Source organism: Streptomyces sp. NRRL F-5122, from assembly GCF_001507435.1.
GTDB classification, from domain to species: Bacteria; Actinomycetota; Actinomycetes; order Streptomycetales; family Streptomycetaceae; genus Streptomyces; species Streptomyces lannensis.
The window spans coordinates 1-13,466 of record NZ_LMWH01000059.1; the positions used below are offsets into that span (position 1 = coordinate 1).

The 13,466-nt window shown below is 71.1% G+C and carries 15 protein-coding genes and 2 tRNA genes; 12 read left to right on the forward strand and 5 right to left on the reverse strand.

Features of this window, described 5'->3' with window-relative positions; genetic code table 11:
* The first annotated feature begins 474 nt into the window (after positions 1 to 474).
* Complete coding sequence (ctaD, locus tag ADL25_RS09040) at positions 475 to 2,214, forward strand: cytochrome c oxidase subunit I (protein ID WP_059127145.1); 1,740 nt, start codon at positions 475 to 477, stop codon at positions 2,212 to 2,214.
* A complete protein-coding gene (locus tag ADL25_RS09045; RefSeq protein ID WP_234380759.1) occupies positions 2,211 to 2,588 on the forward strand; it encodes a hypothetical protein in 378 nt (125 codons plus the stop codon). The genes ctaD and ADL25_RS09045 overlap by 4 nt, the downstream gene beginning before the upstream one ends.
* Positions 2,589 to 2,679: 91 nt before the next feature.
* Here the strand turns inward: ADL25_RS09045 and ADL25_RS09050 are convergent, their stop codons facing one another.
* Together ADL25_RS09050 and ADL25_RS09055 are read right to left on the reverse strand one after the other, a co-directional pair.
* Positions 2,680 to 3,108 (reverse strand): carboxymuconolactone decarboxylase family protein, encoded by a 429-nt coding sequence (locus ADL25_RS09050; RefSeq protein WP_234380761.1) that lies wholly within the window; start codon positions 3,106 to 3,108, stop codon positions 2,680 to 2,682.
* A 14-nt stretch (positions 3,109 to 3,122) separates the two neighbouring features.
* A complete protein-coding gene (locus ADL25_RS09055; protein ID WP_059127146.1) occupies positions 3,123 to 3,917 on the reverse strand; it encodes an SDR family NAD(P)-dependent oxidoreductase in 795 nt (264 codons plus the stop codon).
* Positions 3,918 to 4,154: 237 nt separating this feature from the next.
* On the opposite strand from ADL25_RS09055, the gene ADL25_RS09060 reads away from it, so the two are divergent.
* Positions 4,155 to 4,628, forward strand: coding sequence for an NUDIX domain-containing protein (locus ADL25_RS09060; RefSeq protein ID WP_059127147.1), 474 nt, complete (start codon positions 4,155 to 4,157; stop codon positions 4,626 to 4,628).
* A gap of 103 nt (positions 4,629 to 4,731) precedes the next feature.
* Positions 4,732 to 4,944 carry a hypothetical protein gene (locus ADL25_RS45890; RefSeq protein ID WP_079050258.1) on the forward strand — a complete coding sequence of 71 codons (213 nt, stop codon included), beginning with the start codon at positions 4,732 to 4,734 and terminating at the stop codon, positions 4,942 to 4,944.
* 295 nt (positions 4,945 to 5,239) lie between these two features.
* On the opposite strand, the gene ADL25_RS09065 is transcribed toward ADL25_RS45890, so the two are convergent.
* Positions 5,240 to 5,896, reverse strand: a complete 657-nt coding sequence (locus ADL25_RS09065) for an SDR family oxidoreductase (protein WP_059127148.1) — start codon at positions 5,894 to 5,896, stop codon at positions 5,240 to 5,242.
* A 110-nt stretch (positions 5,897 to 6,006) separates the two neighbouring features.
* Entirely contained in the window at positions 6,007 to 7,251 is a 1,245-nt protein-coding gene (locus ADL25_RS09070; protein WP_059127149.1) for an amidohydrolase family protein, read from the reverse strand.
* Between the two features lie 371 nt (positions 7,252 to 7,622).
* Here ADL25_RS09070 and ADL25_RS09075 point away from each other — a divergent pair.
* From ADL25_RS09075 to ADL25_RS09110, 8 genes are all read left to right on the forward strand, one after another.
* Positions 7,623 to 7,695, forward strand: a tRNA-Thr gene (locus ADL25_RS09075).
* A gap of 46 nt (positions 7,696 to 7,741) precedes the next feature.
* Positions 7,742 to 7,814 (forward strand) — tRNA-Met (locus ADL25_RS09080).
* An 89-nt stretch (positions 7,815 to 7,903) separates the two neighbouring features.
* The gene (rpmG, locus tag ADL25_RS09085) at positions 7,904 to 8,068 is read left to right on the forward strand and encodes a 50S ribosomal protein L33 (protein WP_003948671.1); all 165 of its coding nucleotides are present in this window, start codon (positions 7,904 to 7,906) and stop codon (positions 8,066 to 8,068) included.
* A 387-nt stretch (positions 8,069 to 8,455) separates the two neighbouring features.
* Positions 8,456 to 8,911 (forward strand): MaoC family dehydratase N-terminal domain-containing protein, encoded by a 456-nt coding sequence (locus tag ADL25_RS09090; RefSeq protein ID WP_059127150.1) that lies wholly within the window; start codon positions 8,456 to 8,458, stop codon positions 8,909 to 8,911.
* A gap of 5 nt (positions 8,912 to 8,916) precedes the next feature.
* Positions 8,917 to 9,345, forward strand: coding sequence for a MaoC family dehydratase (locus ADL25_RS09095; RefSeq protein WP_059127151.1), 429 nt, complete (start codon positions 8,917 to 8,919; stop codon positions 9,343 to 9,345).
* Positions 9,346 to 9,445: 100 nt separating this feature from the next.
* Positions 9,446 to 10,018 (forward strand): TetR/AcrR family transcriptional regulator, encoded by a 573-nt coding sequence (locus ADL25_RS09100; RefSeq protein WP_199839132.1) that lies wholly within the window; start codon positions 9,446 to 9,448, stop codon positions 10,016 to 10,018.
* 91 nt (positions 10,019 to 10,109) lie between these two features.
* On the forward strand, positions 10,110 to 11,546 hold the full coding sequence (locus ADL25_RS09105; protein WP_059127152.1) for a DHA2 family efflux MFS transporter permease subunit: 1,437 nt from the start codon (positions 10,110 to 10,112) through the stop codon (positions 11,544 to 11,546).
* Between the two features lie 104 nt (positions 11,547 to 11,650).
* Positions 11,651 to 12,706, forward strand: a complete 1,056-nt coding sequence (locus tag ADL25_RS09110) for a UDP-N-acetylmuramate dehydrogenase (protein WP_059127153.1) — start codon at positions 11,651 to 11,653, stop codon at positions 12,704 to 12,706.
* Positions 12,707 to 12,736: 30 nt separating this feature from the next.
* Here ADL25_RS09110 and ADL25_RS09115 read toward each other — a convergent pair whose 3' ends face one another.
* The gene (locus tag ADL25_RS09115; RefSeq protein ID WP_059127154.1) at positions 12,737 to 13,369 is read right to left on the reverse strand and encodes an NAD(P)-dependent oxidoreductase; all 633 of its coding nucleotides are present in this window, start codon (positions 13,367 to 13,369) and stop codon (positions 12,737 to 12,739) included.
* Positions 13,370 to 13,466: the final 97 nt, after the last annotated feature.

A 13,466-nucleotide genomic window follows, 5' to 3' on the forward strand; every position in this document is an offset into this window, starting at 1 on the left:
GACAGGGTCCGCCACCCCACCCGTTTCCCGGGCGTCACCCGAAAGTGAGTAACAGCCGCATGACGCCGTACCGGGCCAGGTCAGAGACCTGCGTGTCGCATGCTGGGGTAACCGGGTGCCGTGCCATGAAGTCTGCGCGGACGGACCCGCCCTGGTGCTGCTGCGCTCCGCGGTGTGCGACCGGCACATGCGGGACCCACCGCGGCCGGTTGTGTGCGCCACGGGGTACCGAGTGGTCGCCGCCCGTCATCTCGAACCGCCCCGGGCACGGGACCGCCGCAAAGCCCGGCACACCCGGCACGGCGTGTCGACGACGCGGGCGGCCACGAGGACACGCCCCGGCTGCTCCATTGGAGTCCGACCGTCATACCAGTGGCCGTATTCGGGTCCATCGGGACGGCGGCCCCACCCCCGGCGCGGCCAGGATGGCGGCTGACTGACGACGCGAACCGCGAGCATCGGAGAGAGCCACCTGTGAGCATCATCGACGAACCCCACGGTGCCGCGGCAGCCGAGGAGTCGTACGCGGACGAGTTGCCCCTCCGGCACCGGCGGCCCGGCAACGTCGTGGTGAAGTGGCTGACGACCACGGACCACAAGACCATCGGCACGCTGTATCTGACGACGTCGTTCGCGTTCTTCCTCATCGGCGGCGTCATGGCCCTGCTCATGCGCGCCGAACTGGCCCGCCCGGGCCTGCAGATCGTGTCGAACGAGCAGTTCAACCAGGCCTTCACGATGCACGGCACGGTCATGCTGCTGATGTTCGCGACGCCGCTGTTCGCCGGCTTCACGAACTGGATCATGCCGCTGCAGATCGGCGCGCCCGATGTGGCGTTCCCGCGGCTGAACATGCTCGCCTACTGGTTCTACCTGCTCGGCTCGACCGTCGCGGTCGGCGGCTTCCTCACTCCGCAGGGCGCGGCCGACTTCGGCTGGTTCGCCTACAGCCCGCTCTCGGACGCGATCCGGTCTCCCGGCATCGGTGCCGACATGTGGATCATGGGTCTGGCCTTCTCCGGCTTCGGCACGATCCTGGGCGCGGTCAACTTCATCACCACGGCCGTATGCATGCGCGCGCCGGGCATGACCATGTTCCGCATGCCGATCTTCACCTGGAACGTGCTGCTGACCAGCGTCCTGGTCCTGTTCGCCTTCCCGGTCCTGGCCGCCGCGCTGTTCGCCCTGGAGGCGGACCGCAAGTTCGGCGCCCACGTCTACGACTCGGCGAACGGCGGCGCGCTGCTGTGGCAACACCTGTTCTGGTTCTTCGGGCATCCGGAGGTCTACATCATCGCCCTGCCGTTCTTCGGCATCGTCACCGAGGTCATCCCGGTGTTCGCCCGCAAGCCGATCTTCGGCTACATGGGTCTGGTGGGAGCCACCATCTCGATCACGGGCCTGTCGATCACGGTGTGGGCGCACCACATGTACGTCACCGGCGGTGTGCTGCTGCCGTTCTTCTCCTTCATGAGCTTCCTGATCGCAGTGCCGACCGGGGTGAAGTTCTTCAACTGGATCGGCACGATGTGGCGCGGCTCGCTGTCCTTCGAGACACCGATGCTGTGGGCCACGGGCTTCCTCGTGACGTTCCTCTTCGGCGGCCTCTCCGGTGTCATCCTGGCCTCGCCGCCGATGGACTTCCATGTCTCCGACTCGTACTTCGTCGTGGCCCACTTCCACTACGTGGTGTTCGGCACGGTCGTCTTCGCGATGTTCGCCGGCTTCCACTTCTGGTGGCCGAAGATGACGGGCAAGATGCTCGACGAACGCCTCGGCAAGATCACCTTCTGGACGCTGTTCATCGGCTTCCACACCACCTTCCTGGTGCAGCACTGGCTGGGTACCGAGGGCATGCCGCGCCGTTACGCGGACTACCTCGCGACCGACGGCTTCACCTGGCTGAACACCGTCTCCACGATCGGGTCGTTCCTGCTCGGCCTGTCGATGCTGCCGTTCCTCTACAACGTGTGGAGGACCGCCAAGTACGGCAAGCCGGTGGGTGTCGACGACCCCTGGGGCTACGGCCGTTCGCTCGAGTGGGCGACCTCCTGCCCGCCGCCGCGGCACAACTTCCACACGCTGCCCAGGATCCGCACCGAGTCCCCGGCGTTCGACCTGCACCACCCCGAGGTCGCCCAACTCGACTACGAGGGTGGCCCCGGCAGGCGCGCCGCGGTGGATGCGCCAGGACGCGAAAGAGGCCGGCCTTGACATCGCCGGGCTGCCACGGGACCCCGCTGGACCCGCACAGCGGCGCATTCGCCAACGAGGTCGAGGGCTACCTCCTCCTGCAGGCGGAGCGGGAGCAGGCGCAGCGCGAGGCCGATGCCCTCTGCGCGCGTCTGCCCTGGCTCACGAGCGGGCAGGCCGAGGACCTGACCCGCCATTACACGGAGCAGCGCCTCGGTCTGACACGGCAGGCCCTGCAGGCCACGGCCGACCGGGCGGGGCGCCTGCGCGGGGAGTACGAGGCCCGCTACGCCACCCTGCGGCACGCCTTGCTCAGGAGGCACGCCGTCGGCGCGTGTCTCCTGATCGCCGGCTGCACCACGGCCACCGCCGGGGCCTCCCTGTTCGTGCGTTGACCCGGTAGGGCCTCGGGCCGGCGGACGAGGGTGATGCCGCCACTCGGAGACCGGGCGGGTTCGACCGTGAAGCGCCGCGCAGATCCCCTGCCTACGCGAACCTGCCGGGCCGGTGGTCGCCGGCGGGCTGCCGGACGATGACGTTCCCGCGGTTGTAGGCGTTGCTGAGGGCGATGGCGCACACCAGGGCGGCGAGCTGTTCCTCGTCGTAGTGCTTGGCGGCGCCCTGCCAGGCCTCGTCGGTGACGCCGCCCGCCGCGTCCGCGATACGTGTGCCCTGTTCCGTCAGCTCCAGGGCGGCACGCTCGGCCTCCGTGAACACCGTGGCCTCCCGCCAGGCGGCGGCCAGGTGGAGGCGCGTCGCGGACTCCCCGGCGTGCAGGGCCTCCTTGATGTTCTGGGAGAGCCCGGACCTGTTCGACTCCGTGGTGCGCGCGTTCCTGACGGGGCGGCTGTCGCCCTGAGCGGCGTACGGGGCCCGCACATCGGGCGGCGCCGGGACACCCGTATGCCTGGGCACCCGGGACGCCCGGGTCAGAGCGTCTTGATGAGGCCGCCGTCGATGGTGACATCGGTGCCGGTGATGTTCCCCGCGCGGTCGCTGGCGAGCAGGAGCACCAGGTCGGCGACCTCGTCGGGGCGGGTGAAACGACCGGTGGCGAATCCGCCCGTGCCCTCGACGAGCTTCTCCCGCGCGGTGTCGGGATCCACGCCCATGGCACTGCCCGCCTGCGAGGCGAGGCCCGACTCGCCCAGCCACATGTCCGTGGAAACGGGACCCGGGGCCACGGTGTTGACGCGGACTCCCTGCGGTCCGACCTCCTTGGACAGGGCCTTGGAGAAGTTGGTGAGGGCGGCCTTGGAGACGGTGTAGTCGATGAGCCCGGGGTCCGGGTAGAAGGCGTTCACGGAGCTGATGGTGACGATCGTTCCGCGTGCGGCCAGCAGGGCGGGAAGGGCCGCGCGGCAGGCACGGACGGCGCTGAAGAAGTTCGCGTCGAGCGTCTTGGCGAAGTCCTCGTCGGTGACCGACAGGAAGCCGTTCGGCCGGAGGTGGACGATGCCCACGTTGTTGACGAGGACGTCGATGCCGCCGAAGCGGTCCTTGGCCGTTTCCACAAGCCGTTCGACGCCCTCGACGGTGGTGAGGTCCCCTGCCACCGGTACGAGTCCGTGGGAGTCGGCGAGTTCCTCGAGGGGTTTGCCGGGATGCCTGGCCCCGGCCACCACATGGGCGCCCTCATGGGCGAAGGCCTGTGCGACGGCGAGCCCGATGCCGCGGCTGGCGCCGGTGACGATGACGGTCTTGCCGTTGAGGTGCAGGTCCATGGCGGTATCTTTCTGAAATGATCGATACACAATAAGCTTACGGTGCATCTGGCCGATGCGCACACGGCGCGGGCGATGCGCCGATCGACCCGGCTCGCGCCACTTCATCCAGCGGGCCTGCGACCTTCGGACCGGATCGCGTCGCCCACCCGGGGCACCGAACAGGAGCAGACTTGGGTCGGTGGAACCGCTGTCGCCCACCGCTCGAGCGCTGTAGCACCCCGGGGGGTCAGTTCCATGGGCCGTATCGACTACCTGCACGATCCCGACGCCCCGCTCGCCGACTCCGTCGTCCCCTCGGTCGTGGCCTTCGTCCGGGACGGCGCCGGACGCGTGCTGATGGTGCAGCGCTCGGACAACGGACGGTGGGCGCTTCCGGGCGGCGGCCACGACCTCGGCGAGTCCATCGCCGACACCGTCGTCCGAGAGGTGCGGGAGGAGACCGGCGTCGAGGTGCAGGTCGCCGATCTGTCCGGGATCTACACCGATCCGGGACACGTCATGCGGTACGACGACGGGGAGGTACGCCAGCAGTTCAGCCTGTGCTTCCGGGCACGCCCGGTCGGCGGGGTGCTCCGCACCAGCTCGGAGACGACCCAGGTCCGATGGGTCGACCCCGCGGACCTGGGAGGCCTGGACGTGCACCCCACCATGCGGCTGCGGATCGATCACGCCATGGACGAGGGGCGCGCCACGCCCTACATCGGCTGATTCGGCGCCTCGCGGTCCTCGTACCGGCCCCACCGGCCCCTCCGCATCCGTGCACGGACCGGGATTCCCGCCGTCGCCCGGCCCGTTCTCGTACGCTGAGGACATGTCGTCTCGCCGCAGAAGCTGCCCCGAGTGCCGACGGGACATCGCCGTCGTCGCCGGGCGGTTCGCACGGCACGACCCGCCAAGGGCGCGGAACAGCGGGGCGCTCGTCTCCTGCCCGGGATCCCGCCGTCTCGCTCAGGCCGACGCCGCGCAGCCCGCTCTCGACGGTTACGCCGTACCGGAGTTCCCCGGTCAGATGCCGCTCTTCTGACCCGTCCGCCGATATATGACCGGCTTCTTCGTCGTTGCCTGCGGGCGGGCCGTGCCGCGCGGCCGTCCTGCCGGGCCGGTCCGTTCGAGGCGGCCCGGGCCTCCGACGCACCGTCAGGAGCCCCGCACACCCGATCGGTTCACCGGAACCTCCGTGGCGTCGCGGTGCGGGGGCGCCGCACCGCCGGTCGGCGTCCCCGAGACGGGAGGCACGGGACGAACGCGTCCCGTGCCCTCCTGCAGCCGCGGCAGTGGGTCAGCCGAGGGGGAACCCCGGTCGGCGACGCCCGTCCCGCTCAGTTCCCCGCCACCGACTTCACGGCCACGGACACCGGGGTCGAACCGCCGATGAGCTCCAGCGTCAGACCGGCCGTCGCGGGCGTGTCGACGAGCTCCGCGAGCACCGCCGCCACGTCCTCGCGCGTGACCGCGCCACGACCGGTGTGCGCCTCGAGGCGCACCAGGCCCGTGCCCGCGTCGTCGGTCAGCCGGCCGGGGCGCAGGACCGTCCAGTCCAGGGACTTGTGGGCACGTACATACGCGTCGGCCTCGCCCTTCGCGCGCTGATACACGTCGAAGACCTCGTCGCCCTGATGCTCCGGGTCCGCACCCATCGAGGAGACGACGACGAAACGGCGTACGCCCGCCCGCTCCGCGGCGTCGGCGAACTTGATCGCGGCGTCCCGATCCACGGTGTACTTGCGGGCCGCACCGCTGCCCGGGCCCGCGCCCGCCGCGAAGACGGCCGCAGCGGCGCCCTCCAGATGCGAGGCCACCTCCTCGACCGGCGCCGACTCCAGGTCGCAGACGATCGGTTCGGCGCCCGCCGCGCGCAGATCGTCGGCCTGTTCCGCACGGCGGATGATCCCCGCGGCCTCCTCGCCGCGCGCGGCGAGCAACCGCTCGAGCCGCAGCGCGATCTGACCATGACCACCAGCGATGACAATGCGCATGTCTCCGACCGTACGCCCGGACGGACGCATCCGCCGCACGACTTTTCGCGGGGTCGGCGCTCACCGGCGGATCCACGCCATCCCGTGTCCGCAGGCCCGGCGGGGGACCGTCACGGCTGCGCCCGCCCCTGCCGGGGCAGGTCCAGCGCCACCGCGGCCGAGTTGCAGTATTCGCGCACCGCGCTCGTGCGTGCCACCACACGCCCCCGGTGCACCACGATCCGGCTGTACGCGAGCGACAGCGCGCCCGCCAGCCGGTCGCCCCGCACGGCGAGGAGCTCCGCGGGGAAGCCCGCCTCCACGCGCACCGCGGGCAGCCCGAGCGCGGCCCGCGCCGACGCGCTCACCATGTCGTACGCGTCCTCGGGGGACAGCCCGTAACGGGACGCCAGCAGATAGGCCGACTCCAGCGGGTCCCCGCGCCCCACCGGGTTCGACACGTCCCTGAGCGCTCCGCTCCCCGCCGTGACCCGCACCCCGGCGGACCGCAGCAGCCGCACCGGGGCGGTGTCGCGCTGCTCGGCCCCACCGCAGCGGCCCTGCGGCAGGCAGACCACGGTCACCCCGGCGGCGGCGAGCCGTTCCGCGGAGCGGGCCGCGGCTCCCGCCGGCAGACGTCCCAGACCGCCGCACGGCCCGAGCGTCACCCCGGGGCGCAGGCCGCCGGCCATCGCCGCGAGCCGGGCGAGGCGTGCCGGATCGCCGGCGTCGGTGTGCAGATCCACCGGACAGCCGAACTCGGCGGCCAGTTCGAGGACGGCCTCCACGTAACCGGTCGGATCCGGATCCGCGTCCGGACAGCCGCCCACCACCGTGGCGCCCATCTTCATCGCGTCGCGCAGCAGGGCGAGCCCGTCGGCCCCCGCGACACCGGTCAGCACCCGGGGCATCGCCACCGTCGTCAGCTCGGCGAGTCCGCACAGCGAACGCCCCGCGCCCAGCACGGCCGTGAGCGCGTCCAGGCCCTGTGCGTCACCGATGTGCACATGCGAGCGCAGCGCCGTCGCGCCGTGCCCGAGTTGCAGCAGCGCGGCCTCGGTGGTGCGGCGCTGGACCTCCTCCGGCTCGTTCGACACCGGACCGTCGCAGTCCGCGGTGAGGGCCGTGTCACCGTGTGCATGCGGCTCGGCGGGGGCCGGCAGGAGCAGATAGCCGCGCAGGTCGACACGGGCGGTGGCGGCCCCCGTGGCCAGACTGCCGGCGGTGCCGACGGCCTCGATCCGTCCGCCGCCCAGCCGCACGTCCACCGTCCGGCCGTCGGTCAGCCGAGCCCCGCTCAGCAGCAGGGCGGTCGAGTCGGTCGTCGCCGACGGCGAGGACGGGACGAGAGACGACTGCGCTGGGCTGTCGGGCATCGCGCTCCTGTGGTTCGGGGGAGGCTGCGCACCCCGGGGCAAGATCACACAGAGTGAGTTCGAGCCTAGGGCGGTGACCCGGCCACGGCGGGGAGGAGCGCAATAGTCGTACCGGGGTGTGGTTCCGCGGACGCGGGCGGGCCTCCGGTGCGCGGCCGACGGAGGGCCGTCACCGCGATGGCGGGTCCGTCGGGCGGCGGCCCCCCGCCGTCGCCGCAGTGGATGCGGCGGGAGTGGCCGGTGGGGCAGCCGTCGCGTCGGGGTGCCGCAAGCCGCGGAAACGCACGGGGAAGGCCGGGGAACAGGCCGGGCGGGAGCCGCGAAACGGATTTGGGCGAACGGCGGGCGAGCGTGTAATGTCTTCATCGCTCGCCCCAATAGCTCAGTCGGCAGAGCGTCTCCATGGTAAGGAGAAGGTCAACGGTTCGATTCCGTTTTGGGGCTCTGGTGTGTGAGGTTCCCGCTGCCAGGCGGGGCCCGATCGCATCACAGCGGTGTAGCTCAGTCGGTAGAGCAAGCGGCTCATAATCGCTGTGTCACCGGTTCAAGTCCGGTCACCGCTACTCGTAGTAGCCGATTGTGGGGTCGGTCCTTCGGTCGGCTACTCTTTCTTGCGTTGTTTTTATCCATCTGTTCGTCAAGGAGCACTCACGTGGCTGCCACCGACGTCCGCCCGAAGATCACGCTGGCCTGCGTGGAGTGCAAGGAGCGGAACTACATCACCAAGAAGAACCGGCGCAACAACCCGGATCGTCTTGAGATGAAGAAGCACTGCCCGCGTTGCAACGCGCACACCGCGCACCGCGAGACGCGATAACCCAGGCTCGTACGCGAGGCCGTCCCCAGCAGCAAGGGGGCGGCCTCGCGGCGTTGGCGGTGGGCCGCACCGGTCCATCGACCGCCGCCGTCGGCGGGGCGCGGGCGTCGTCTCCCGCGACGGGAGCAGGATGGCCCGATCCGGTCGACCGCATCCGGCCGTCCCGACCGGGACGACATGCGGAAGCCGACCGGGCGCAACGCGGAATCGGTCAGATCAACCGCACCCGCCACGCAGATTCGGACATCGGCCGGGGCGTACGCAGAACCGGCCGCGTCGACGGTCCCAGAATCGGTCACACGGGCCGAACGCCGAGCCGGCCGCACAAAGGGGTCGGCGGCCTCCGACGAGGCCGGGCCCGATGAACTATCAGGAGGTGCCGAGCCCATGGCGCTCGATCAGTCCTTCGTGGGGCGGTCCTACCCGCCCACCGACCCGTACGAGGTCGGCCGGGAGAAGATCCGCGAGTTCGCGGTGGCGATCGGGGACACCAACCCGGCCTACACGGACCGGAAGGCCGCCACGGCGCTCGGTCACCCCGATGTGATCGCCCCGCCGACCTTCGTCTTCGCGATCACCTTCAAAGCCGCGAGCCAGGTCGTCGAGGACCCCAAGCTCGGCCTGGACTACAGCCGGGTGGTCCACGGCGATCAGAGGTTCGTCTACAACCGCCCGGTCCGTGCCGGTGACCGGCTGAGCGTCACCTCGACCATCGAGTCGATCAAGTCACTGGCCGGCAACGACATTCTGGACATCCGCGGTGAGGTCCACGACGAGGCCGGCGAGCCCGTGGTGACCGCCTGGACGAAGCTCGTGGCCCGGGCGCCGGAAGAGGAGGCCTGACGAGGATGACCGCGAAGATCGCGTACGACGCCGTCGAGGTCGGCACCGCACTGCCGCCGCAGTCCTTCCCCGTCACCCGCGCCACGCTCGTGCGGTACGCGGGCGCGTCCGGGGACTTCAACCCGATCCACTGGAACGAGAAGTTCGCCAAGGAGGTGGGCCTGCCGGATGTCATCGCGCACGGCATGTTCACCATGGCCGAGGCGATCCGTGTGGTGACCGACTGGGTGGGCGACCCGGGCGCGGTCGTCGAGTACGGCGTCCGTTTCACCAAGCCGGTCGTCGTCCCGAACGACGAAGAGGGCGCCCTCATCGAGGTCAGCGCCAAGGTGGCGGCCAAGCTCGACGACGGCACGGTCCGTGTCGACCTCACGGCGACCAGCGGCGGCCAGAAGGTACTGGGCATGTCACGGGCGGTCGTGAGGCTGGCCTGACCTGGGGCCGGTGAGGGGCGTGCGCCGTGTGCGGCGCCCCTCGACCGCGTCGCGGGAGACCCCTTGACGAAGTTAGTTATTAACCACTAACTTATCCCGCATGGTCAGGATGAGCGCAGAAGAGAGGCGCGAGAGCGTCATCCGCGCGGCGACGAGCGAGTTCGCCCGCGGCGGCTACCACGGCACGTCCACCGAGGCGATCGCCAAGCGTGTCGGTGTGTCGCAGCCGTATCTCTTCCGGCTCTTCCCCGGCAAGAAGGCCATCTTCCTCGCGGCGGCCGAGCGGTGCGTGGAGGACACCATCCGCACCTTCGAGGAGGCGGCCGAAGGGCTCGAGGGGGAAGAGGCCCTGCACTCCATGGGAAAGGCGTACACCGAGGTCATCGCCGAGCAGCCCGAACGGCTGATGATGCAGATGCAGATGTACATCGCGGTGGCCGCGGCCGAGCAGGCGGGCGACCGCGAGTTCGGGGAGACGGTGCGGGCCGGCTGGATGCGGCTGTGGGACGTCGTGCATCTGGCCCTCGGGGCCGACGTCGAGGAGACCACCACCTTCATGGCGCAGGGGATGCTCATCAACTGCCTGGTGTCCATGGGCTTTCCGCCCGGGCACCGGATCTGGGAAGGGCTCTACCCGGCCGAGGGCCATGAGGGCATGCCGAAGAAGAAGTAGCCGGATCCGGGAAGGCGGATCCGCCTTTTCATGACCGTAAAAGTTAGTCATCAATAACTAATCATCACAACGATCACGCTCTGGGGGAGCGATGTCACAGCAGAAGGCACCTCGCGGGGGAGCGGCCTGGGCCCTCGTCATCACCAGCGTCGCCGGATTCATGGCGGCCCTCGACAACCTCGTCGTCACCACAGCCCTGCCCTCCATCCGCAAGGACCTCGGGGGAGCGCTGGACGACCTGGAATGGACCGTGAGCGCCTACACGCTCACCTTCGCGGTCCTGCTCATGTTCGGCGCGGCGCTCGGCGACCGGTTCGGCCGCAGGAGGCTCTTCCTCGTAGGGCTGACCGTCTTCACCGGCGCGTCCGCCGCCGCGGCCCTCGCGCCCGGCATCGACTCCCTGATCGCGGCCCGCGCCGTCCAGGGTGTCGGGGCGGCCATCATGATGCCGCTCACCCTGACCCTGCTGACCGCAGCGGTCCCCGCCGCGAGGCGCGGAATGGCGTACGGCATCTGGGGGGCCGTCAACGGCCTCGCCGTGGCGTCCGGACCCCTCATCGGCGGCAGTCTGACCGAACACGTTTCCTGGCACTGGATCTTCTGGCTGAACGTCCCGCTGGGCCTCCTCCTACTGCCGCTCGCCCGATTCCGCCTCGCCGAGTCCCACGGCACCGGCGCGGCGCTCGACGTCCCGGGCACCCTGCTCGTCAGCGGCGGCCTCTTCGGGATCGTGTACGGACTGGTGCGCGGCCCGGCCGACGGCTGGGCCGACCCCGTCGTGCTGACCGGCCTGTTCGCGGGCACCGCGCTGCTCGCCGGCTTCGTCCTCCACGGCATCCGGGGCCGCAACCCCATGCTCCCCATGCGGCTCTTCCGCTCCCGGGCGTTCTCCGGGATCAACGCCGCGAGCCTGCTGATGTTCCTCGGGATGTTCGGCTCGATCTTCCTGCTCAGCCAGTACATGCAGGGGGTGCTCGGCTACTCCCCGACCCAGGCGGGTCTGCGGATGCTGCCCTGGACGGGCATGCCGATGCTCGTCGCGCCGATCGCCGGAATCCTCTCCGACCGCATCGGCGGCCGCCCGGTCGTCGCAGCCGGTCTCTTCCTCCAGGCCGCGGGCCTCGGCTACCTGGCCAGGGTGGCCACGACGGACGTCGCGTACTCCGTTCAGCTGCCCGGACTGATCATCAGCGGCATCGGCATGGCCCTGTTCTTCGCACCCGCCTCCAACCTCGTCATGTCCAGCGTGCTGCCCCGGGAACAGGGCATCGCCTCCGGCGCCAACAACGCCCTGCGCGAGGTCGGCGGCGCGCTCGGCATCGCCGTGATGTCCTCGATCTTCACGGCCCGGGGCGGCTACGGGAGCGCACAGCTGTTCGTGGACGGGTTGCGGCCGGCGCTCGTGGTGGGCTCCGCGGCGGTGACCCTGGCGGGCGTCGCGGCTCTGCTGATCCCGACCCGGCGGCGCACGCCGCGGGCCGCGGCCACCGCGCAGCCGGCCCCGGCCCTGGAGACGGCCGCTTCCTGAGCGGGATCCCGCGGACCCGGCACCCCTCGACGGCCCCGCCGGTCCCCGGCGGGGCCGTACCCGTGCGATGCCGGGCCGCCGGGGCCGTCTCGTAGTCTTGGCGCGTGCAGGAACTCCACGACGCCCCGCTCGCCCCGCTGACCACCTTCCGGCTGGGCGGCCCCGCGACCCGACTGATCACCGCCACCACCGACGCGGAGGTGATCGCCGCCGTCCGCGAGGCCGACGGAGCCGGTACGCCGCTGCTGCTGATCGGCGGCGGATCCAACCTGGTCATCGGCGACAAGGGCTTCGAGGGCACCGCCCTGCGGATCGCGACCGACGGCTTCCGTCTGGACGGTACGGAGCTGGAGCTGGCCGCCGGGGAGGTGTGGACCGATGCCGTCGCCCGCACCGTCGAGGCCGGTCTCGCCGGTGTCGAGTGCCTCGCGGGCATCCCCGGCTCCGCGGGTGCGACCCCGATCCAGAACGTGGGGGCCTACGGGCAGGAGGTCTCTTCGACGATCAGTGAAGTGATCGCCTACGACCGCCGGACGCAGGAAACGGTCACCCTTTCGAACGCCGAGTGCGCGTTCTCGTACCGGCACAGCCGCTTCAAGGCCGATCCCGAGCGTTTTGTGGTGCTGCGGGTGCGCTTCCGGCTGGAGGACGCGCAGGGGCTCTCGGGCCCGGTCAAGTACGCCGAGACGGCTCGCGCCCTCGGAGTCGGGGCCGGCGACCGGGTGCCGCTGGCCGCCGCCCGCGAGACCGTGCTGAAGCTGCGCGCGGGCAAGGGCATGGTGCTGGACCCGGAGGACCACGACACCTGGTCGGCGGGTTCGTTCTTCACCAATCCGATCCTCGCGGACGAGGAGTTCGCCGCCTTCCGGGCGCGGGTGAGCGAGCGGCTGGGCGAGGGGGCGGAACCGCCCGCGTACGCGGCGGGCGAGGGCCACACCAAGACCTCCGCGGCCTGGCTCATCGACAAGGCAGGCTTCACGAAGGGGTACGGCACCGGACCCGCCCGCATCTCCACCAAGCACACCCTGGCCCTGACCAACCGCGGCGGCGCGACCACCGAGGACCTGCTCGCGCTGGCCCGCGAGGTCGTGGCCGGGGTCCGCGAGGCCTTCGGGGTCACGCTGGTCAACGAGCCGGTCACGGTGGGCGTCAGCCTCTAGACCCCGCCCCGACGGCAGCCGCGGCCGGGCTCAGTAGGCGACCCCCACCCCCTGCTTCACCGTCGCGGGGTCATGGGTCATCGCCAGCATCGCGTGGGCGACGTCGGCGCGGGCGATGAAGCGACCCTGGGGCGGGAAGCCGCCGACGACCGTGCGGTACGAACCGGTGAGCGGTTTGTCCTGCAAGCGGGGCGGCCGCACGGCCGTCCAGTCCGTGGCGCTGCGGGCCAGTTCGGCCTCCATCTCCCGCAGGTCGGCGTAGACATCCTTGAGCATCACGGAGACGAGGCCGCGGACGGTCCGGTCCAGGGCCCCTTCGTTCTCGGGGCGGGGGCCGACCGGGCCGGCGCTGACCACCAGCAGCCGGCGCACCCCCTCGGCCTCCAGGGCATCCAGGACCGTACGGGTCAGCCGGGTCGCCACCCCGGCGTCCTTGCGGCTGCGCGCGCCGAGCCCGGACAGAACGGCGTCCCGGCCCGCCACCGCCGGGCGCAGCGCGTCGGGGTCGTCGAGATCCGCGCGGAACACCTCCAGGCCGGTGCCCGTGACGGTGAGCCGCGCGGGATCCCGTACGACCGCGGTGACCCGGTGCCCTGCCGCGAGGGCCTGTCCGACGATCTCCTGGCCGATGCCGCCGGTGGCACCGAAGACGGTGAGTCTCATGGCGTGCCCCTCCTGTACGTCCGCTCTCGCCGACACGGGTGGGTGAGTACTCACTCACCTCGGTGGCTCCTAGGGTGGGTATGTACTCACCCACCCG